Here is a 20,490-nt window from a genome sequence, read left to right as displayed (position 1 = left end):
CGGCGCCCGCGCGATCAGCCGTCCTCGGCGTCGGTCGCGCGGGCGTGCGCCTTGATCCGCGTCCGGTACGGCTGGACGAACCACACCCATCCGGCCAGCCCGAGGACGCCCGCGGCCGTGAGGGCGACCGGGAGCGTCCGCTCCGACAGCGACTCGACGATCAGCATGGTGGCCGAGGTGATCGAGACCGCCAGCGCGAACGCGCCCGCGATCCCGAACTGGTTGGCGCGCTTGATCAGCAGCGCCTTCTGCCCCAGCCGGAACAGGATCCGGTGCTGGAACACGGGGGCGATGAAGCAGATCGACGCGATCGCCGCCCCGAACAGCGCGAGGTAGAACAGCACCATCCCGAAGCCGTCGACCCTGTGGAAACCGGTGGAGAACGGGACGGTCAGCAGGAACGCGAAGAGCACCTGCACCCCGGTGGTCGCGACCCGGAACCCCTGGAGAAGCTCCATCAGCTGCCGGTCGAGCCGCTCGTACTCGGTTTCGTTGCGGGGCTTGTCAGAGGGGTCAGCGGTCATGAATCCGATTTACCCCGCAAGACGATCATCATCCCGGCAATTATCCGCGTCCGGGCGTCCGGGCCGTCGCCGCGGCACCCGCCCTAGCCGAGCGTGGGCGGCTCCACGCGCAGCGCGAGCATCGACACGTCGTCCCGCAGGTCGCCGTCGCAGTAGTCGAGCAGCGCCTGCTCCACCCCCGCGAGCATTCCCTCCGGCGTGTCGCCGGCGTGCGCGGCGAGCGCCTCCAGCAGGCGTTCCTGGCCGAACTCCTGCCGCATCATGTCGCACGCCTCGAGGACGCCGTCCGAATGCAGGAACAGCGTGTCGCCCACGGTGAGGTCGATGGTGTCCAGCCCGGCCTCGAAGTCCTCGAAGAGGCCCAGCGGGACGCCGCCCCGGGACGCCGACCTGATCACCCCGTCGGCGCGCACCACGATCGCCGGCGGGTGACCCGCGGTGCCCAGCGAGACGATGATCCGCTCGGTCTCCAGCGTCAGCCCCGCCATCACCGCCGTGACGAACCGGTCCTCGTCCAGCAGCGCCTCGTTCACGATGCCGAGGACGTCGCCCGGGGCCGCCTTCCACCGCGACGCCAGCCGGACGCAGTGCCGCGCCGTCGCCGTCACCGCCGCCGCGTCCTGGCCCTTGCCGCACACGTCGCCGAGGACGAGGCCCCAGCCGTTCTCCGTGCGGAACACGTCGTAGAAGTCGCCGCCCACGTCCGAGCCGTGCGTCGACGTCAGGTACTTGGCGGCCACCCGCACGCCCGGGATCGCGGGCAGCCGCTTCGGCAGCAGGCTCGCCTGCAGCGTGTCGGCGACCTCGGCGCGGCGCCGGTACAGCCGCGCCGCCCGGATCACCAGCGCCAGGTACCGGCCGAGCCGCTGCACGACCCCGAGGTCCATCAGGTCGAACGGGCCGTACTCGCCGCTCGCCGCCAAGGTGATCGTGCCGATGGCGCGGTCTCCGTCCTCGATCGGGACGCAGAGCACCGACGTCGTGCCGATCTTGCCGCAGACGGGGTGCCCGTCCGGGCAGACGCCGAGGAGGTCGAGGTTCTCCACGTGCGGCCGCAGCGCGCTCTGCCGGGTGACGTACACGGTGTGCGGGAGCGTGCCCTCCGCGGGCTCGACCTCCTCCAGCATCCGCGCGGCCTCGACGGAATGCTCGTCGTCCGGGCCCATCACGACCTGGCGGCGCAGCTCCAGCGCCGCGCCCGCCGCGTGGATGCCGCCCTGCAGCGGCCCGCCCGGACCGCCGCCGCTCGGGCCGGTCAGGTCGATGAACGCCCAGTCGGCCAGCTCGGCGGTGAGCAGCCGGGCGCAGCGCCGGACCGCGACCGTCTCGTTGAAGACCGGCTCGTCCAGCAGCAGCTCGCTCGCGGTGGCGAGAACGTCCATCCGGTGGACGATCGTGGCAACGGCCTCGTCGTCGCCCGGTGACCCCTGGGCCGTCCGCGCCTGGTTCCGCGCCGGCCTCTTGGCGGGCTTGTCATCGGTGGGCGTGTTCGTCGGACCGGCGGCCACCACGACCATCGGATCGGGTTCGCCGCGGATCCACACCCGCGCCAGCGTCACCACTGCGTCGACGGGACGGTCCCGGCCGAGGAACCGGACGTTGACGCGGTGCCGCCGCCCCGTCCGGACCACGGCCGCCAGCTGCGACCGGACCGCCGCGCGGGTCGCCATGTCGCAGAACGCCGTGAACTGCTTGCCCGACACGTACCCGGACGACGTGCCGAGCAGCTCCGCCGCCTGCCGGTTGACCCGGCGGACGCTCGTCATCCGGTCCAGCAGGAACAGCGGGACGGGGGCGTCCTGGAAGACGGTGCGCAGCACCCGGCGCTCGGTCTCCGCCGCGGCCGATCCTCCCTGCTCCCCGGTCTGCTCCCCGCCCATCGTGCGCAGCACGGTGAGTGCCAGCTCGAGCTCGACCAGCGCCGCGTCCAGGGTGGCGCGCAGGTCGGGTTCGGGAACGCCGGCGGCCTGGCGCAGCTCGCCGATACGCCCTTCGAGATCCGAGATCTCCCGCAGCAGGGTCTCGGGTTCGAGCTGGTCGGGCCGATCGTGCATCTGGTCTCCCTCTCATCCGCGGGACACGGTGGAACCAGCTCGGCTCCCGCCCGGATCGGGCCGGTCCACGATCCGCGGGGCCGCTTCGAGCAGCCTATTCGCATCGACCGCGTGCGTCTGTAGGCGCGGTCTAGGGAAGGCCCTGACGACCGACGATACGCTGTGCGAGCGCGGTCAGCTTCACATGGCGCGTCTGTGAGATCCGGCGCATCTCGGCGAACGCCTCGTCGGCGTCGCATCCCAGCGCGTGCATCAGAATGCCCTTCGCCTGGTCGACGATCGCGCGCGCCTCCACCGCCTCCTGCAACTGGACCGCGGTCCGGTGGACGTCATCGTACTGCTGGGAGTTGGAGACCGCGGCGGTGCCCTGCGCGATCAGCAGCGACGCCAGCGCGTGCCGGCCGTGGCCGAGCGACTTCGGGGTCACCCCGAACAGGGTCAGCGTGACCAGGACGGGCGGGTTCAGGTGCGGCGTCATGGTGAAGCAGCGCACCCCGCGGCGCAGCATGTCCGACATCGACTCGGGCCAGCGGGTCTCGGCGAGGATGTCGTCGGACGTCAGCGGCCGGCGCTCCCGCACCACGTCGAAGATCGGCCCGTGCCCGCGGGACAGCTGCCGGTCGGTCACCTCGGCGAGATCGGGATGGCTCGCCGCCGCCGCCAGCGGCTCCGGGCGCGGCTCCTCCGGCGCGCCCGCGTCCACGCCGATCTCCGCGCCGATCTCCGCGTGCGGGACCGGGACGGCACCGGACGGCGGCCACCCCGGACCCGGGTCGGCTCCGGCCCGGCGAGGCAGCGCCCACCGCACGCTCGCCGCGCCCGCGCAACCGGGGACGGCGCGTGCGGCCAGCTCGGTCACCCGGTGCAGGGTGCCGACGTCGGAGGACTCCCCGACCATGCCCAGGCGGGCTATCTCCAGCGCGAGCTGGTCGGTCAGGACCGTTTCGGTGGGCGTCACCCTTTCGAGGCTATCCTGGCCGGACGGCTGCGACGCGTTGCCCGCCGCGCCGCGTCCCTGGTGCTTCATGGGGGAGTCCTAGTTATTGGGCGGCGCCTTGCTGATCTCGCTGAGCGGCCCGGCCTCCCCGTTGGCCACCGCCAGGTCGCCGATGGACACGATGCCCACCGGGCGCTGATCGGCGTCCACGACGGGAAGCCGCCGGATGGCCTGCTCGCACATCAGCCGCGCCACGGTCAGGGTGTCGTCGTCGGGGTGGACGGTCGTCAGCTCGGCCGTGCACACGTCGCCGAGGGGCGTGAGGGAGGTGTCACGGCTCTCCGCCACCGCGCGGACCACGATGTCGCGATCGGTCACCACGCCGCACAACCGGCCGGCGAAGGTGACCAGGACATCGCCTATCCCCTCGTCCCGCATCACACGGGCCGCCTCGTACAGCGTCGCGTCGAGCGGTAGGGACAGGGGCGCCGCCGTCATCACGTCGCTGACCGTTGATGGCATCGCGCGCACATCCTCCCGAATCGCCTGACGGCTCGCGTGGCCCGTGTGCGCGCAGTACCCACGGTCGGCGCGCCTATTCGGGCGGTTCCGGGTCCGGCCATCGTTTCACCGCGTTACGCGTGGTCAGAACGCGAAAACGGCACCGGTCCGCGCCCGCATCGCGCAGTCGTTGCCGTACTCCGCCCGGAACCGCACCGGCTTGCCGCGCCACCGCCCCTCCGCGCGCGCGACGACCGGGGCGTGCACGGCCGTGCACATCCGGCCGTCCGGCTGATGGGCGATCTTCCCGCCCGACTCGCCGAGCTCCGAACAGGCCCGCGCCGCCTCCGGATGCCCGCCGCCCGGCGGATCGCAACGCAACGTGACCGCCCGGCTCCCGGACGGCGCCCGGTCCGGGTGGCTGAGGGAGAGCCGCAGCGACGATCCGGAACCAGAGGGGACGGTGGGCACGAGGGCGATCAGCGCACCCGCGATGACCCCGGTGAGGAGGTTCGACACTGGAGACTCCGATGGTCGGGGGAGAGACCCTGACTCAGGGTAGTCGAGCGAACACTTCCGGTGCGGGGAAATGGACGATCCCGCAGCCACGGGGCAACTGCGGGACCACGTGCAACCTGGTGAGGGGGCGCCCCGGCGCCTGGCGCCGAGGGGCGGAACGACGAACTAGGCCGCGAGGGTGTGGGCGGCGCGGCGGTGACCGGCGAGGGACTCGCGGAGCTGCTTGCGGCCCCGGTGCAGGCGGGACATCACCGTGCCGATGGGGGTGCCCATCATCTCGGCGATCTCCTTGTAGGGGTAGCCCTCGACGTCCGCGAGGTAGACGGCGTCCCGGAAGTCCTTCGGCAGGGCGCGCAGCGCGGCCGTCACCTGGGAATCGGGGATGCGGTCCAGAGCCTCGGACTCGGCGGACCGGAAACCGGAGGCGTGCGCCTCGGTCTGCGTGAGCTGCCACTCCTCCAACTCCTCCGAACCGGCGCGCTGCGGCTCGCGCTGCTTCTTGCGGTAGGTGTTGATGAAGTTGTTGGTGAGGATCCGGTGCAGCCATGCCTTGAGGTTCGTGCCTTCCTGGAACTGGTGGAAGTTCACGTAAGCCTTGGCCAGAGTCTCCTGGACGAGGTCCTCGGCGTCCGCCGTGTTGCGGGTCATGCGGACGGCACTCGCGTAGAGCGGGTCGGCGAGCGGCAGGACGTCACGCTCGTAGCGCCGGGTGCTCTCGTTGTTGGTGATGCTCCTCTTCGCGCGGCTGTTCGCGCGGTCGGCGTCGCGGCCGTTGTCGCGGACCGGCGTGGTGACAGCGGTCATCGTCGCTCCCCCGTTGGGTAGGGCCCCGGCGAAAGGGGCCGGTTGCATGGCGCGTGGTCGGGGGCACGCGCGGGCCGAGCGGACGAGCCGCCCCCCGTTGAGTGGTACGTGCCACCGTTCCCGGCGAGTTCGGAGATGAACCCGGCCTCGCATGGAGAGCGGGCCGAGGATCCTGCGCGGGTCGGCGATGCCAGAGCGACCCCGTTCACCGGGACGTCGCGGGCTGTGCTCGATCGGGCGCTTACCACCCGCCGGTGGTCTTCCTGACAGGTAAGACGCCGGGAAGCCACCAAAAGGTTGCCTTGACCAGGGTGTTGCTCATCACAGTGTCTATTGCATTGCCCTCGGCGGTCGGCGCTGGGGCGCCTTCCTTCAACGGGCACTGCGGCGATCGCTGCATCGCTTCGGGGCTCGCTGCGCGAAGTGGTCCAGTCCTCGGCGCCGACGGTGTTGCCCTATGCCCGCATCAGGCCGCCGGGTCGGTCGGCGCCGGCCGATGCCCCGCCAGCACCGCGCGGACGAGCCGCGCCGCGAACTCCTCCGGCCCCGCCGGGAGCCCGGCGCCCGCGGCCACCGCCTCCGGGCCGGCGAGCCGGGTCAGGAAGGCGTGCTGCTGGCAGCCTCCGAGCAGGGCCGCCGCGATGAACGGGAGCGGCGCGTCCGGGGCGAGACGTCCCGCGTGCTGCTCCGCGTCCAGATAGCCGATCAGGGCGGAGTGGCCCATCAGCGGACCGCTCATCGGGCCTCCAGGGGGACCGGCCGGTGGACCACCGGGAGCCCCGGGCAGTTGAGTGCCACCGTCCTGGCCACCTCTGGTCCGCGCGCGCGCCTTGGCGGCGGAGTCGTTCTGTGCTTTGACCGGCCCGTTGTCGCGCAACCAGGCGATCAGTTCGGGGTCGGCCAGGACGGGCCCCGTCATCGGCAGTAGCTCGCCATAGAAGCGGACCATGTCGGCGGCCAGGCGGACGAGGTTCTGCTCCACGGTGTTCTGGCCGATGGATCCGGCGAGTGTCATCATCGCCGTCCGCGCCGTTCCCGTGACCTCCGCCAGAGCCGCCGCGAACAGCGCCGTCTTGTTCGCGAAATGGTTGTAGAGGCTGCCTTCGGAGACGCCCGCGCTGCGCGCGATCTGCTTGGTCGTCGCGGCCGTGATCCCGCGCGCCTGGATCACCGCGACGGCCGCGGCCAGGATCCGCTCGCGCATCGGCTCCGTCCGTGCTGCCAAACCCGCGTCACCTTCCCCTCCGCCGTGGACGTTAGCACCCGGCGGCGTATGAGTGAGCACTCACCCGATGCTTTTCCGGCGGAGTTCCAGCGCACCCCTCTCACGCGATGTAGCGTCCCCTGCACCGCGCGTTGCCGGTGACTTCGGGCGTCCTTCGTCCGGGGAGGGGGACCCGATGGTCATTACGGACCTGCTGGGGGTGGCCAAGATGGCCGCCATCACACTGGACGGACGAGGCCGGATCAGGCACTGGGACGACACCGCCGCCGAGCTGTTCGGCGTCGGGCCGCCAAGGGCCCTCGGGCGTCCGCCCGCGGAATTGCTGCGGCTGCCCCGCGAGCACCGGGGCGCCTTCGAGCCGGAGGCCTTCGGGCACGTCTGGTGCGGCGCCTGCACGCTGCCGCGCGTCGACGACGGCGAGCGGGCCGAGGTCGGCTGGTGGGTCTACCCGATCGGCGGGACGCCCGGCGAGCACGGCATCAGCGTGCTGGCGCTCGCCGCCGACCTGCGCCGGCTCCGCCGCGACGGGATCGGCATCACCATCGGCGATCTGCTGCTCGCCCCGCCCGGCCGGCCAGCCGGGGCCGGCGCCGCGGCCCGCCGGCCGGCCGGCGCGCGGCTGCTGCGGGTCGAGCCCGCGCTCACCGCGCCGCGCGCCGACCTGCCGGGCCAGGGCGCCGACCCGTTCGCCGGACGGCTCGCCGGGCTGCTGCCTGCGCTCGACCCGGCCGCGGCCGAGAAGATCGCCTCGCGGGTGCTCGGCCTCGGCTGCCCCGCCGTCTCGCTCGGCCTGACCATCCGGCTGCCGATCGTCCCGCACACCGCGGAGAACCCGGCCGCTCCGCGCGCCGGCGGGGCCGTCCCGCCGCCCAGGTCCGCGCGGCCCCGCGCCGCCCCGCGGGACGTCCCCGCGTCCTGGGAGCCGCTCACCTACCTCGGCGAGGCCGGCGAGCAGATCGGCAGCTCGCTCGACCACCTGCAGGCCGCCCGGACGCTCGCCGAGGTCCTCGTCCCGCGGCTCGCCGACTTCGCCGCCGTCGAGCTGCTCGAACGCGTCGTCGCCGACTCCGCGCCGCCCGCCGCCGAGATCGACGAGACCACGCCGATGCGCCGCGTCGCCGTCGCCCACACCGACGACCCCGGGCGCTGGGACGAGGCCGTGCCCGAGGGCGAGGCGCTGCTGCTGCCGCCCCGGACGCCCTGCGTCCAGGCCATGCGGACCGGGCGTCCCGTGCACGTCCGGCGGGTCGGGCCCGCGCAGGCCGCCCGGTTCGCCGCCGCGTTCGGCGACCGCGACCTCAGCCCGCTGTTCATCGGACGTGCGCTGCTGATCGTCCCGCTGATCGCGCGGGGGCGCGTGCTCGGCACGTTCGAGCTGCTCCGCAAACCCGACCGGCCCGGGTTCGGCGATCTCGACCTCGCCATGGTGGACGAGCTGGCCCGCCGCGCCGCGCTGTGCATCGACAACGGGCGGCTGTACCGGCGCGAGGTCCAGGTCGCCGAGGAACTGCAGCGCAGCATGCTCCCGGGCGACCCGCCGGACGTCGCCGGGGCACGCGTCCGCTACCGCTACCGGCCCGCCGAACAGGCCGCCCAGGTCGGCGGCGACTGGTTCGACGCCATCCCGCTGCCCGGCTGCCGGCTCGGCCTCGTCGTCGGCGACGTGATGGGGCACGGCCTCACCTCCGCCGCGATCATGGGGCAGCTGCGCACCGCCGTCCGCACCCTCGCCACCGAGGACATGCGGCCCGACCGGCTGCTGCGCCAGCTCGACGGGCTCGCCCGCCGGCTCGGCGAGGACTACCTCGCCACCTGCCTGTACGCGGTCTACGACCCGGTCGAGCGGCGGTGCACCTTCGCCAACGCGGGGCACGTCCCGCCCGTCCTGGTCTCGGCGGACGGCGCGAGCCGGGTGCTGCCCGTTCCGCCCGGCGTGCCCATCGGGGTGGGCGGCGAGCCGTTCCAGACGATGGAGATCGTAGTCGAGGACGGGGCGCAGCTCGTCCTGTGCACCGACGGGCTCCTCGAACGCCGCGACCGCGACATCGAGCAGGGCCTGGCGGAACTGCGCGGACGGCTCGCCGGGGCGTCCGCCGATCTGGACGGCACCTGCGACGACCTGCTCGACACGCTCGCCGCCGGCACCCCCGCCGACGACATCGCCATCGTCGCGGTCGGGTTCGACGGCATCCCCAAGGACGAGGTCGTCACCTGGGAGCTCGAACCCGAGCCGGCCAGCGTCCCGTGGATCCGCGCGCAGGTCGCCGCCCGGCTCGCCGGCTGGAGCCTGCACGACCTCACCGACACCGCGCAGCTCCTCGTCAGCGAACTCGTCACCAACGCCCTCGTGCACGGCGCCGGGTCCCTCGGCGTCCGGCTGATCAAGGGCCGGACGCTGCTCTGCGAGGTCCACGACGACGGCGCGGACCTGCCGCAGCTCCGGCACGCCGAGGCCACCGACGAGTCGGGCCGCGGCCTCCAGCTCGTCAGCCACCTCGCCGCCCGCTGGGGCACCCACCGCACCGACACGGGCAAGATCGTGTGGGTCGAGCAGCGGCTGCCGTGCTGATCGTGGGTCCGTCTCGCCGGCGTGGGAGGTAAATGTCCCGTTGTCGCCAGATACTTTCCGACGTCCCCATCGGCTCTGATCGAAGAGTGCCGACGACCTTCGGGGGACGAGTTTGGGTGAGAATCTGACGCTGCCCGTTCCGGAAACCCTCTACGGAACCTACGCCGTGGCGCTCGCGGAACCGCTCGCCGACCCCGCCGCCCTCGCCCGCGACCACGTCACGCGGCACACCCCGCCGCCGCTGCGCGCACTCGTCCTCGGCATGCTCGGCAGCCCCATGCTGACCCTCGACCAGCGCCCGGCGACCGACTTCCCCCCGCTGCCCGCCGACCTCCTCGCCGCCTACGGCGCCGCATCCCCCGACCTGGAGGCGATCTCGTCCGCCCCCTTTCTGATCGCCGTCCGCGCCGCCTACCGGCCGGGCCGCCCGCCCGCGCACGAATGGGCGTCCCGCGCCGTCGCCGGCGCCCTCGGGGCCGCCACGGACTCCCCGGTGATCGACGTCTTCACCCCGCAGGTCCTGACGCCCGCCCGCCTCCTGCGCTCCCTGCCCGGCCCGGACGGCGCCGTCCGCCTCACCGACTGGATGCTCCTCCCGCACACCTCGTCCCCGGACGGCTTCTTCGTCACCACCAAGGGCCTCGCCCGGTTCGGCCTCCCCGAGCTGCAGACCGAGAACGTCCCGCCCGACCTGGTCGAACCGTGGGGCCGCGTCCTGAACGGCCTCGCCCGCCGCGTCCTCGACCTGTGGCTGGACGAGCTGCCCGCAGGCGAGCAGCCCCTGACCGTCGAGATCCCCGAGACCGTCTCCGTCGGCCTCCAGGACATCGCCGCAGCCCAGGGCATGGACGACCCGCTGCGCCGCGAGGTCTCCGTCCGGCTCCGCCCGGCCCCTGGCGCGGTCCTCACCGCCGGCGAAGGCGACCGCCTCGAACACCTCTGCGCGGCCCTCTTCGGCGACCGACCTTGCCGATGATCTTGATGAGAGCGCAGGATCGACACCGTGAGATTCGGCCCGCGCGACCGTCCCAGCCCCGAGGACCCCGACGACTCTCCGCCCCCGGAGAACGTCGTCCGGGTCCCCCACCCCGGAGACATCCACGTAGCAGGCAGGAGCACGTCCGACTGGACGCCCCATCCCTTCCCGCCGTCCACCGCCCAACCCTGGACCCCGCACACCCCGCAGACGAGCACCCCCGCCACCGCGCCCCCGACTCCCCGCGAGCCGTGGACACCCCACGACCCCGCCGCCCCGCCAAGGCCGCCCCACCCCGAACCACCGTCCTGGACACCGCCCGGCGCCTCTGACAGCTCTCCAGCGTCCCTGAGCGGCCGCCCACCACACGAAGCAGGCCGCGCTCCTACAGAGCCCTCCCAGCCCACCGCGCCGCCCCCTGGCGAGCAGCCAGGGCCGTCGTGGACGCCGCACGAGCCGCGCGCTGCTTCTGCGGGTCCTGCCGAGCCTTCGGGTGAGCCGAGCTCCAGCGGTGCGCCGTCTCCGGGTGAGCAGCCTTCGCCTTCGTGGACGTCTTACGCGTCGGGGGGTGGGCCGCAGGAGGAGCCGCCTCGTCCGGCGGGCGCGACAGCCTCGCCTGAGTCTTGGACGCCTTATGAGCCGGGTGCGGGGCAGGAGGCCGCGGCCGGTACCGAGTCGTCGTCGTGGGCGCCGCATGAGCCCGGCGTCGAGCATGAGGCCGCACCTGGGCCCGAGGCGGCGTCGTGGACACCCCACGAGTCGGGGGCCGCGTCTCCGGGCGAGCCAGGGGCTGGCGGTACGCCGTCCCCCGGGGACCCGCCTGCGGACCGTTCGCCATCCGGTGGTGAGTCGGTGTCCTGGGCGCCTGCCGGGTCGGGTGGTGAAGCGAGCGGCCGTCCGGGAATTCCGGCGGAGGCGCCGCCCTCGGGTGAGCGGTCCTGGGAGGCGGGCGAAGCGGGTAGCGCCTTGGGAGCGTCGCAGGAGGCGGGCTCTCGTTGGGAGGACGAGCCGTTCCTGCCGAGGAAGGGGCTGTCGGCGGAGCCTCCGGGCGGTGTGCCGGGCGTGCCGCGGCCCCGGGCGGCGGCGCAGCCCGGACGGCGCGGGGCCTTGGCGGACTCGTTCGTGGGCGAGTTCGTCGGCAGCGCGACGTGGCGGGCGATGCTCGCGGTGCTGGAGAGCGCGTTCCCGGGGCTCGGGATGGCCTCGGCGCTCTCCAGGCGGAGCGACGTCCCGGTGGACGCTCTCGACCGGAAGGCGGCGTCGAAGCTCGGGGTGCCCGCGTGGCTGGACGACGCCGGGATGGTGTTCGACCTCAGCGCCCACCTGGGCATGCGCACCGTGCGGTTGCCGCGGGGGCGGACGGTCCCGCCGCGCGCGTCCAGGCCCTACGCGGGCGCCTTCGTCATCGACACGCTGGATCCGCTGCGCTACCACCGCGCGGTGGGCGGGCCGCAGGCCCCCCGCGACCTGCCGGGGGAGGGCGCGCTCCGCGTGCCGTCCGGGGCCGAGGACGGCGACACCGGGGTCGTGATCGTCGCGCACCTCACGGAGGCGGGCGTGCGGGTGCTCGACTCGGCGGCGCTGTGGCGGTACGCGGACCGGGTCGTCACCGGGACGCTGCGCGAGCCGGGGCGCCCCGAGACGCGGGCGCACGCGCGCCGGGCGCTGCTGGCGTTGCGGCGGGTCGTGTTCGTCGACCCGGAACTGCGGCTCGGCGCGTGCCTGCAGATCGACGCGGTCCGGGTCCCGCGGTGCCTGCTGGCGTTCGGCGTGGACGAGGCGGACGGCGCGCCCCGGTTCGTCCGTCCCTGATCAGTCGTCGGAGCGCAGCCAGGACAGGTCGCGCTGCCGGTCGGCGGGCAGTTCGCGGATGTGGTCCACGAGCTGCCACGGTTCGGTCGGCGGCGCGCTCTCGTCGTCCGGGAGCACGCCGCACAGCAGCGCGCTCTGCGTGCTCACCGCGACGAACGGGCCGAACCGCGCGACGCCGCCGCCGTGCAGCGACGCCAGCTCGGTGAGCAGCGCGTTGACGGCGGAGGAGTCGTGCGGGTCGTAGAGGCCGCGGACGTAGGAGAACAGGTCCTCGGCGAGGACGTCGGGGCGCCGCCCGGACATGTGGTAGACAGTGCCCCAGTAGGTGCCGGTCGCCTGCGCGGAACGCTGGTCGCGGATGCGGACGCGCAGCCCGCACTCGGTGGCGCACTTCTCGTAGGCCTCGGCCAGCAGCGTCTCGCTCTCGCCCTCCTCGCTGAGCAGGACGCCGGTGACGACGCCCTCCTCGCGGTCCAGCCGGTCGAGCATCTCGCGGTGCAGTTCCAGGACGTCCTGCTCCACGGCGTCCAGGGAACGGGCCAGGGCGCGCTGGGCGTCGCGGTCGAGGTCGGCGCCGGCGAGATCCGTGGAGATGTCGCCGAACTGCTTCTCCAGCCGCTCCACCCGCCCGGTGACGGATTCCAGCTTTTCCAGGACCTCGGCGGGCGGCTCCTCCGGCAGGGACGGGATGGGGATGCCGGCCGGCTCCGTGGCCTCGTCCACCACCGTCTTGAGGGCCTGGTGGTCCTTGGCGAGGTCCTCCAGTTGCCTGCGCATCTGGCGCAGGTCGCCCTGGACGCGGGGGAGTCGCTTGTCGGAGGCGAGGTAGAGCTCGCGTCCGGCGATCGCAAGGCAGAGCAGGACCAGGATCACGGTGTTCATGTGACTCCTCGGGAAGCGGCTGCGCTCTCGACCATAACCGTGCGTGGCCGGATTGGACGGCGACGCGGCGCATCTCGTCCGAAAGGTCCGGCAATTTCGCGGCCGGGCGAGCGGGAACGCGGCGGTCAGCCGAAGAGGCCGCCCAGCAGGCCGCCGAGGATCTCGGCGGCGCCGCCGGCGATCTCCCCGGCCACGTCGCCCGCTATGCCGCCCGCGAGGTCGCCTGCGATGTCCCCGGCGACGCCGCCGGCCGCATCCGCGATCATCCCGCCGGCGACGTTCCCGGCGTATCCGGCGACGGCGTTGCCGAAGGCGTCCACCGGGGCGCCCGCGACGTAGCCCGCGACGTTCGCGACCTGCCCGGCGGCGTCTCCCAAGGCGCCGACGGCCATGCCTCCCGCGATGCCGGCCGCCGCGGCGCCGCCGACCAGGCCCGCCGCCGCGACGGCGCCGGGATGCCCGCGGTGGGGGTGGTAGCCGGGTGGGCCGTGGTGGACGTGCACGGGCGGCGGTCCGTGCTGGCCGTACGCCGGGGGCGGGTAGCCCGCCGGGCCGGGTGGGGCGGGCGGCGGCGGACCCGCAGGAGCCGGGCCCGGCGCGTACGGCGCTCCGGGCGGCGGGGCGCCGTGCGGGGCGTGGCCGAAAGTGGACGCCCCGCCGGGCCCGGGCGGTGCCGGCGGTGGCACTGCGCCGTGCGGCATATGTCCGGGGGCGGCCGGTGGAGCGCCGTGCCCGGGGACGGGTGGCCCGCCGGGCGCGGGCGGTGGCGTACTTCCGTACGGGACGTGTCCTGGTGGGGGCGGCGCACCGTGGCCGGGTGCGAATGCCCCGCCGGGCGGGGGAGTCATCCCATGCGGAGCCTGACCTGGTGCGAGCTGCCCGGCTGGGGACGGCGGCGGGGTGGCCCCGTACGGGGTGTGCCCCGGCGCGGGTGGGCCGAAGTGGCCGGGTGGGGTGCCTCCGCCCGGGGGAGGCGCGCCGTGCGGTGCGTGGCCGAGATGGCCGGGCAGGGGCGCGTTCGGGGTGCCCGGTGGGGGAAAGGCGGGGTTTGGCGCGGCGGCGTAGCCGACGTCCGGCTGGTATGCGGGGCTCGGGGCCTCGCCGGGGGCGGGGGCCGGGGGCGGGAACTGGGCGTTGCCCTGCTGACCGTAGGGCGCGGGCGGTCCGCTCGGCGACGGCGGCGGGGGAGGGGGAGGGAAGTCGCCGCCGGGAGGGGGGAGAGGCGCCTGGCCATGTGACGAGTGGCCTTGAGCTGAGTGGCCTTGAGAAGAGTGGCCTTGAGAAGAGTGGCCTTGGGACGAGCCCTGCGCGCGGGGCAGCGCCGCGGTGGCCTCCAGCCATTCGCCGATCTTGGTGTCCCAGTCGGCCTCGGCGGCCTCGGCGTGCGCGACCTGGAACACCCCGAACGACTCGTCCTTCGGGGGGTCGCGGTCTTCGGCGCGCAGGACGAAGGCCATGCTGCGCGGGCTGGCGACGAAGCTCAGCCCCACCTTGTCGATCCGGCCCTGGTACGCGGCCGGCGGGTTGAGGTGGATCTCCTGGTGGAAGGGCAGGTGCTGGGCGACGCCGCGCAGCTTCGACTCCTCGAACGTCACGTTCACGACCTGGAAACCGAGCTTGGCGATCGAGGCGAGCACCCACTGCTGGGACTCCAGCGGCTCCACCGAGATCGGGTCGATGTCGCCGGGGTCGGGCTGCCCGACGGCGTCGACCTCGGTGCACATGCCGATCGTGAAGCCGGGAAGCTCGTGGCCGAGGACGGTCGTGAACGGCAGTTCGTACGGCAGCGGGATGGAGAACGAGAGGTCGCGCTGCTGCGCCGTGTCCAGCCGGAACCCGCGGGTCAGGGCGCCCCGGTACACCTCGGGCCCGGCGCTCTCGCCGCCGTGGCCGTTCCGCATGCGCGGCATGAGCGCCAGCGTCACGTGCCGGATCTCCACGGACCCGGAGCCGCCGCGCAGGTGCACCTTGCCCGCCACGACCCCGCCGGGCTTGCAGTTCGGCTCCGCGAGGATCGTGTCGACGGACGGCCCGCCACCCGCCATCTGCCCGTAGGACACCGGCCGTTCCCTTCTCCCGACCGCGAGGACGTCCTCCCCGCGTTCCGCAGCCCGCGCGCCCAGGGCCACGCAAGTTAGACCTACTCCACCATGTCATCGGTTCACGCCAGAAGCGGGACCGTGCCCCTATTTCTCCGCCGCCATTTCCTTCTCACCGCCGACCGGTCGGCGGTGATGCCGCGAGCCGCCCGCACGGCGCGGTACCGGGCCGCGGGTGCCGGCCGGCCGCTCCCTGGAGGACGTGGCCCGGCCGGTGGGCTCGCGCGTGCGGGACGGCGTCGAAGGCGGTGGGTCAGTCCTCCTTGGCGGTCACGGTCACGGGGGCGTAGCCGAGGGACTCCAGGGGTTCGCGGATCTTGGCGGCGTCGCCGACGGCTATGACGGTGAGGGCTTCGGGGTCGACGTGCTTGCGGTAGGCGCGGGCCACGCCGTCGGGGGTGGAGGCGCGGACGGCGGCGAGGTAGGCGCTCGGGTAGCCGGCGCCGAGCCCGTTCGCGGACGCGTCGGCCAGCTCGGCGGCGACGGCGCGTGCGGTCTCGTACTCGGCGGGCGCCCGGTCGGCCAGCGCGCGCACGGACAGGCCGTGCTCCTCAGCGTCGATGCCGCGGGAGACGACGCTGCGCAGTTCGGTCAGCGCGTCGGCGACGGCGTCGGCGGTGACCTCGGTGTGGACGGAGCCCTGGGCGATGAACAGGCCGCAGTGCCGCATGCGGAGCAGGCCGGCCCGCATGCCGTAGGTGTAGCCCTTCTCCTCGCGCAGCACCGCGTTCAGGCGGGAGGTGAGGCCGCCGCCGAGCACGTGCGCCGCGACCGTCAGGGACGGCCAGTCGTGGTGCGAGCGGTCCGGGACGCCGTGCCCGAAGCTGAGATAGGTCTGCACGGAGCCGGGACGGTCGACGACGACGATGCGGGCCGCCGACTCGGGCAGGACGCGGTCGGCGGTGGGCAGCGGGTCGCCGGTGGCCGCCCAGGCTTCCAGGGCGGACGTGAGGGCCGTGTCGGCGCCGGTGCCGGAGAGGTCGCCGGCGACGACCGCGGTGGCCTCGGCGGGGACGACGGAGCCGTAGAAGGCGCGGATGTCGGACCCCTGCAGCGCGCCGACGGAGGTGCGGCCGCCGCCCGTCGGGCGGGACGCGCGGGCTTGCGCCGGGAACATCACCGCGCGCAGTTCGCGCATGGCGCGCGAGCCGGGGTCGGCGTCCTCCTGGGCGATCTCCTCCAGGCGCTCGCGGACGAGGCGCCGCACGTCCCCGTCGTCGAGCGCGGGACGCCGCACGACCTCGGAGAACAGTTCCAGGGCGGCGCCGAGGCGGGAGGTCGGGACGTCCAGCGCGATCCGCAGCGCGGTCAGGTCGGCGGCCGCGTAGAAGCTGGCGCCGAGCCGTTCGAACGCGGCGGTGAGCGCGGTGCCGCCGCCGGGCGCGGTGCCCTCCATCAGGGCGTGGGCGGCGAGGGTCGCGACGCCGTCCAGCCCGGCGGGTTCGCGGCCCGCGCCCGCGTGCAGGACGAGCCGGACCGCGGCGAGCCGGCGTCCGGGCAGGTCACAGCGCAGCGTCGCCGGGCCGGCCGGGACGCGGCCCTCGGTGCCCGCCGGGAACGTCCAGGCCGGAGCGGGGCCGGGGACGGGACGGGGCTGCAGTGCCAGGCCGCTGCTCACGAGGTGCCTCCGTAGGTCAGGGCGGTGCGGCCGCCCGGGGCGAGCCAGCGGCCCGCCATCTGCTTGATCGCGTCCCCGGTGACGGCGGCGGCGCGCCCGGGGGCGGTGAAGACCCGGGCCGGGTCGTCGAACTGGGTGGCGTTCTGCGACAGCGCGTTGGCGAGGCCGGTCACCGTCTCGGTCTGCTCCAGGAAGCCGCGTTCGGCCTGGGCGGTGGCGCGAGCGGTCTCGTCGGCGTCGGGGCCGTGCGCGGCGAAGCGCTCGAGCTCCTCGTCGAGCACGGAGGCGATCTTGTCGGGTTCCGGGCCGATGGCGTCCACGATGGCCAGGGACTGCCCGGAGGCGAGCCGCGTCACCCCGGCCCAGACCTCGGTGGCGATCTGGTCGCGGCGGACCATCCGGTCGTAGAGGCGGGAGCCGGAGCCGCCGCCGAGGATCTCGACCGCCAGCTCGGCGGCCTCGACGTCGTCGCCGCCGTCGGTCGGCAGCGTGAACATCGCGAAGTAGGCGGGGGAGGGGACGTCCTCGCTCAGGGTCTCCTCGCGGACGCCGGCCAGCGGGCCGAGGTCGCCGGGACGTGCGGCGGGCTTCTCCGGCCCGGTGGGGAGGCCGCCGAAGTAGCGCTCGACCGCCTCGATGGTGGCGGCCGGGTCGACGTCGCCGACGACGGACAGGACGGCGTTGCCCGGCGCGTACCAGGTGCCGAAGAAGTCGACGCAGTCTTCGATGGTGGTGGCGTCCAGGTCGTCCATCGAGCCGATCGGAGTGTGGGCGTAGGGGTGGCCCTCGGGGAACGTCAGCGCGCACAGCCGCTCGAACGCCGTCCCGTAGGGCTGGTTGTCGTAGCGCTGGCGGCGCTCGTTCTTCACGACGTCGCGCTGGTTGTCGAGGTTGGCCTGGGTGAGCGCGGCGGGCAGCGTGCCCATCCGGTCGGCCTCCAGCCAGAGCGCGAGCTCCAGATGGCTGACCGGCACCGTCTCGTAGTAGTTCGTGCGCTCGAACGACGTGCTGGCGTTGAACGTGGCGCCCGCGCTCTCCAGCAGCGCGGCGTGCTCGCCCTCGGCGACGTTCGCGGAGCCCTGGAACATCAGGTGCTCGAAGAGGTGGGCGAGCCCGGTCCGGCCGGACCGCTCGTGCCGCGAGCCCACCCCGTACCAGATGTTCACGGCGGCCAGTGGTACGACGTGGTCCTCGCAGACCACCACGCGCAGGCCATTGCCGAGCGTGTGCTCATGCAGCGGCTGTTCTGCCACGGAGCGCTCCCGTCCGTTTCGAAGTTGCGGACAGCACCGCGCGCGTCGGCGGGACGTGCCCGGGCGGCGGGCTTGATCTCGGTCTCACCGTACCGGGTGCGTCCGGCCGGAGGCGCCTTCACGCCAACCTGTGGATAACCCGGCCGACAAAGCGGTACGAGCACGGGCGAAAAAGAACCAAGAAAGAGGGAGCGACAGGGGTCAGGAGGAGGCGGCGGCCTCGTGCGCCGCGATCGCGTCCTCCAGCGACCGGTGCAGGACGAAGATCTTGGTGAGCTGGGTGACGTGGAAGACCCGGCGCACCCGGTCGTTCACTCCCATGAACGACATCGAGCCGTCGCGCGCGCGGAGCCGGTGGTAGATGCCGACCAGCACGCCGAGGCCCGTGGAGTCGAGGAACGTGACCTCGCCGAGGTCGATGACGAGGTGCGTGCCGCCGTTGTCGATGATGTCGAGCAGCGCCTCTCGCAGCCGGGGGCTGGTGAAGACGTCGATCTCACCGCTGATCTTGACGACCGTGAGGCCTTTCTCGACACGATGCTCGACGGCGAAGTCCACGGGTGCTCCTCTCATCCGCACGTCTCGCAGGGCCCTTCCAGGCGCCCGCCGGGGGAAATCAATAGCTACCCCTGTCGCGCGCCGTTACGCCCTTGGCCAAGTCATGGGGAGCGGAACAGCGCCCACACCACCTTGCCCTGGCGCAGTGCCCGCCACCCCCATCGGACGCTGAACGACTCGACGAGGTGGAGCCCGCGTCCCGTCTCGGCGATGTAGTCCGGTTCCTTGCGGCGCGGCGCGGTGCGGCTGGTGTCGATGATGCCGCAGAGCAGCCAGGGAGCCTGGTACCCCAGGCGGAGCCTTATCGCGGACGGCGCGGAGCCCAGCGGGTCGGCCGGATCGCCGTACACGCCCTCGCGGTGCACGTCGACGCCCGGCCGCCCGCTGGAGTTCACCCCTCCGCTGTGCCTCAGCGCGTTGGTGACGAGCTCGGAGACGACGAGGCCGACGTCGTCGGCGAGCTCGGAGACGTCCCACTCGGCGAGCCGGGAGACGGCGAAGTGCCGGGCCTCGGTGACCGATTCCGGATCGGGCTCGACGGTGAACGACACCGTCGGGCCGCGCAGCTCGGTCAGCGCGGTGACGGCCGTGTCCAGCCGCGGCGGCAGGTCCACCGACTCGGGGACGGGCGTGGAGTGCCCAGCGTGGACCGGCGGGTCCGCCGGCCCCGTGACGGGGCCGAGTTCCCACCGTGTGTCGTCGTGCGCGTGGCGTGACGTCATTCCACCGGACCCCGCAGAGTGTTCTCGTTGTGCAGCCGTGGCTCGGAAGTCTCGTGCGTTATCCTACGCATCGTAGCGTGCGAATGCAAGGCCCAATGCACGTGCATCCGAGTCGTGGGGGTGTGGGGGCGACGCGGATCGCATGCGGGTGAACGGAGGTAACCGCAGGACACTCAGGCCAGTGGCACACTAGGTTCGCTGTCCGCCGAATAGCCGGGAGGTTGGGCGTGACTCCAGAGACGCCGGGAAGCGGGTCGACGGTTCGTCGGATCCTGCTCGGGTCGCAGCTTCGCCGTCTGCGCGAGCAGAAGGGCGTGACCCGTCAGGACGCCGGCTACGTCATCCGCGCGTCGGAGTCGAAGATCAGCCGCCTGGAGCTCGGACGAGTCAGCTTCAAGGAACGCGACGTGGACGACCTGCTCACGTTGTACGGCGTCAGCGACAAGACGGAACGCGAGGCGCTGCTACAGCTTGCGCGGGAGGCCAACACCCCCGGTTGGTGGCACCGGTACAACGACGTGCTGCCCGGCTGGTTCCAGACCTATGTGGGTCTGGAGGAGTCGGCGGCGTTGATCCGCACGTATGAACTGCAGTTCGTCCCGGGACTGCTGCAGTCGGAGGGGTATGCGCGCGCGGTGATCCGCCTGGGCAACGCCGGAGCCGCCGAACAAGAGATCGACCAGCGCGTGGAGCTGCGCCTGCAACGGCAGGGACGCCTGACCGGCCCGGACGCGCCGCGGCTGTGGGCCGTGGTGGACGAGGGGGCGCTCAAGCGTCCCATCGGAGGGCCGGAGGTGATGCGGGGCCAGTTCGAGCACCTCATCGAGATGTCCAAGCTGCCCAACGTCACCATCCAGATCATGCCGTTCAGGTTCGGCGGCCACGCCGCCGAGGGAGGGGCCTTCACGATCCTGCGCTTTCCCGAGCAGGATCTGCCGGACGTGGTTTACGTCGAGAACCTCACCGGCGCGATGTACCTGGACAAGCGCGACGACGTCGACACCTACCTGCAGGCGATGGAACGCCTGTGCGTCGACAGTGCGACCCCGGAACGCACCGTCGAGCTTCTCGGTGATCTTCTCAGAGAGACATGATGCTCCAAACCGATTACGACAACGGGACCCCGGCCGCCGACCTCCAAGGGGCGCGGTGGCTGAAGTCCCGGCGAAGCAACTCCCAGGGAAACTGCGTGGAGATCGCGGAACTGCCCGGTGGGCAGGTGGCGATGCGCAACTCCCGCCATCCCGACGGACCCGCCCTGATCTACACCCGCCCCGAGATCGAGGCGCTGATCCTTGGCGCCAAGGACGGCGACTTCGACCATCTCATCGCCTCCCGCAACTGAATCACCTAGGAAAACCGCCAGATAGTCGGACAGCGGCGGGTCGGCTCCGGGACACCGAACGTCGACCCGACCGCCTACAGAGCAGAGGCCAC

General features: G+C 73.3%; 18 protein-coding genes. 5 read left to right on the top strand and 13 right to left on the bottom strand.

What is annotated here, in order from left to right:
• Positions 1 to 14: 14 nt before the first annotated feature.
• From SM418_RS20740 to SM418_RS20710, 7 genes are all read right to left on the bottom strand, one after another.
• Positions 15 to 524 carry a DUF6328 family protein gene (locus SM418_RS20740; RefSeq protein WP_371942731.1) on the bottom strand — a complete coding sequence of 170 codons (510 nt, stop codon included), beginning with the start codon at positions 522 to 524 and terminating at the stop codon, positions 15 to 17.
• A gap of 83 nt (positions 525 to 607) precedes the next feature.
• Positions 608 to 2,578 carry a SpoIIE family protein phosphatase gene (locus SM418_RS20735; protein ID WP_371942730.1) on the bottom strand — a complete coding sequence of 657 codons (1,971 nt, stop codon included), beginning with the start codon at positions 2,576 to 2,578 and terminating at the stop codon, positions 608 to 610.
• Positions 2,579 to 2,708: 130 nt separating this feature from the next.
• Complete coding sequence (locus SM418_RS20730; RefSeq protein ID WP_371942729.1) at positions 2,709 to 3,536, bottom strand: ANTAR domain-containing protein; 828 nt, start codon at positions 3,534 to 3,536, stop codon at positions 2,709 to 2,711.
• A gap of 78 nt (positions 3,537 to 3,614) precedes the next feature.
• Complete coding sequence (locus tag SM418_RS20725) at positions 3,615 to 4,037, bottom strand: CBS domain-containing protein (RefSeq protein WP_371942728.1); 423 nt, start codon at positions 4,035 to 4,037, stop codon at positions 3,615 to 3,617.
• 123 nt (positions 4,038 to 4,160) lie between these two features.
• Positions 4,161 to 4,535, bottom strand: a complete 375-nt coding sequence (locus SM418_RS20720; RefSeq protein WP_371942727.1) for an SSI family serine proteinase inhibitor — start codon at positions 4,533 to 4,535, stop codon at positions 4,161 to 4,163.
• 165 nt (positions 4,536 to 4,700) lie between these two features.
• Positions 4,701 to 5,339, bottom strand: a complete 639-nt coding sequence (locus SM418_RS20715) for a sigma-70 family RNA polymerase sigma factor (protein ID WP_371942726.1) — start codon at positions 5,337 to 5,339, stop codon at positions 4,701 to 4,703.
• A 466-nt stretch (positions 5,340 to 5,805) separates the two neighbouring features.
• A complete protein-coding gene (locus tag SM418_RS20710) occupies positions 5,806 to 6,564 on the bottom strand; it encodes a TetR/AcrR family transcriptional regulator (RefSeq protein ID WP_371942725.1) in 759 nt (252 codons plus the stop codon).
• A 175-nt stretch (positions 6,565 to 6,739) separates the two neighbouring features.
• On the opposite strand from SM418_RS20710, the gene SM418_RS20705 reads away from it, so the two are divergent.
• The 3 genes from SM418_RS20705 to SM418_RS20695 all read left to right on the top strand — a co-directional run bounded on the left by SM418_RS20705 (position 6,740) and on the right by SM418_RS20695 (position 11,921).
• Positions 6,740 to 9,133: an ATP-binding SpoIIE family protein phosphatase gene (locus tag SM418_RS20705; RefSeq protein WP_371942724.1), complete on the top strand. Its 2,394-nt coding sequence runs from the start codon at positions 6,740 to 6,742 to the stop codon at positions 9,131 to 9,133.
• A 112-nt stretch (positions 9,134 to 9,245) separates the two neighbouring features.
• Positions 9,246 to 10,109, top strand: coding sequence for a hypothetical protein (locus tag SM418_RS20700; protein ID WP_371942723.1), 864 nt, complete (start codon positions 9,246 to 9,248; stop codon positions 10,107 to 10,109).
• A gap of 966 nt (positions 10,110 to 11,075) precedes the next feature.
• The gene (locus tag SM418_RS20695) at positions 11,076 to 11,921 is read left to right on the top strand and encodes a hypothetical protein (RefSeq protein WP_371942722.1); all 846 of its coding nucleotides are present in this window, start codon (positions 11,076 to 11,078) and stop codon (positions 11,919 to 11,921) included.
• Here the strand turns inward: SM418_RS20695 and SM418_RS20690 are convergent, their stop codons facing one another.
• From SM418_RS20690 to SM418_RS20665, 6 genes are all read right to left on the bottom strand, one after another.
• The gene (locus SM418_RS20690; protein WP_371942721.1) at positions 11,922 to 12,803 is read right to left on the bottom strand and encodes a hypothetical protein; all 882 of its coding nucleotides are present in this window, start codon (positions 12,801 to 12,803) and stop codon (positions 11,922 to 11,924) included.
• 125 nt (positions 12,804 to 12,928) lie between these two features.
• Positions 12,929 to 14,932 (bottom strand): sporulation protein, encoded by a 2,004-nt coding sequence (locus tag SM418_RS20685; RefSeq protein WP_371942720.1) that lies wholly within the window; start codon positions 14,930 to 14,932, stop codon positions 12,929 to 12,931.
• 223 nt (positions 14,933 to 15,155) lie between these two features.
• Positions 15,156 to 16,520, bottom strand: coding sequence for a M16 family metallopeptidase (locus tag SM418_RS20680; protein WP_371942719.1), 1,365 nt, complete (start codon positions 16,518 to 16,520; stop codon positions 15,156 to 15,158).
• Positions 16,517 to 17,773, bottom strand: coding sequence for a M16 family metallopeptidase (locus SM418_RS20675; protein WP_371942718.1), 1,257 nt, complete (start codon positions 17,771 to 17,773; stop codon positions 16,517 to 16,519). Before SM418_RS20675 ends, SM418_RS20680 begins: the two co-directional genes overlap by 4 nt.
• A gap of 201 nt (positions 17,774 to 17,974) precedes the next feature.
• Positions 17,975 to 18,331 carry an STAS domain-containing protein gene (locus SM418_RS20670; RefSeq protein WP_371942717.1) on the bottom strand — a complete coding sequence of 119 codons (357 nt, stop codon included), beginning with the start codon at positions 18,329 to 18,331 and terminating at the stop codon, positions 17,975 to 17,977.
• 101 nt (positions 18,332 to 18,432) lie between these two features.
• Positions 18,433 to 19,053, bottom strand: coding sequence for an ATP-binding protein (locus SM418_RS20665; RefSeq protein ID WP_371942716.1), 621 nt, complete (start codon positions 19,051 to 19,053; stop codon positions 18,433 to 18,435).
• A gap of 227 nt (positions 19,054 to 19,280) precedes the next feature.
• Here SM418_RS20665 and SM418_RS20660 point away from each other — a divergent pair, with 227 nt between their 5' ends.
• Positions 19,281 to 20,147 carry a Sco1979 family transcriptional regulator gene (locus tag SM418_RS20660; RefSeq protein ID WP_504230346.1) on the top strand — a complete coding sequence of 289 codons (867 nt, stop codon included), beginning with the start codon at positions 19,281 to 19,283 and terminating at the stop codon, positions 20,145 to 20,147.
• A complete protein-coding gene (locus tag SM418_RS20655) occupies positions 20,147 to 20,398 on the top strand; it encodes a DUF397 domain-containing protein (protein ID WP_371942715.1) in 252 nt (83 codons plus the stop codon). The genes SM418_RS20660 and SM418_RS20655 overlap by 1 nt, the downstream gene beginning before the upstream one ends.
• Positions 20,399 to 20,490 lie beyond the last annotated feature (92 nt).

Origin of the sequence: Actinomadura chokoriensis (assembly GCF_041463665.1) — a bacterium.
Taxonomy (GTDB): Bacteria; Actinomycetota; Actinomycetes; order Streptosporangiales; family Streptosporangiaceae; genus Spirillospora; species Spirillospora chokoriensis_A.
The sequence above is the reverse complement of the archived record's forward strand: the minus strand, read 5'-3'. Positions and strand labels throughout refer to the sequence as shown.

What these genes read in the sequence shown, in the direction of transcription:
- SM418_RS20740 (WP_371942731.1), bottom strand. Translation starts at nt 524, where the DNA reads ATGACCGCTGACCCCTCTGACAAGCCCCGCAACGAAACCGAGTACGAG.
- SM418_RS20735 (WP_371942730.1), bottom strand. Translation starts at nt 2,578, where the DNA reads ATGCACGATCGGCCCGACCAGCTCGAACCCGAGACCCTGCTGCGGGAG.
- SM418_RS20725 (WP_371942728.1), bottom strand. Translation starts at nt 4,037, where the DNA reads ATGCCATCAACGGTCAGCGACGTGATGACGGCGGCGCCCCTGTCCCTA.
- SM418_RS20715 (WP_371942726.1), bottom strand. Translation starts at nt 5,339, where the DNA reads ATGACCGCTGTCACCACGCCGGTCCGCGACAACGGCCGCGACGCCGAC.
- SM418_RS20705 (WP_371942724.1), top strand. Translation starts at nt 6,740, where the DNA reads ATGGTCATTACGGACCTGCTGGGGGTGGCCAAGATGGCCGCCATCACA.
- SM418_RS20690 (WP_371942721.1), bottom strand. Translation starts at nt 12,803, where the DNA reads ATGAACACCGTGATCCTGGTCCTGCTCTGCCTTGCGATCGCCGGACGC.
- SM418_RS20665 (WP_371942716.1), bottom strand. Translation starts at nt 19,053, where the DNA reads ATGACGTCACGCCACGCGCACGACGACACACGGTGGGAACTCGGCCCC.
- SM418_RS20655 (WP_371942715.1), top strand. Translation starts at nt 20,147, where the DNA reads ATGCTCCAAACCGATTACGACAACGGGACCCCGGCCGCCGACCTCCAA.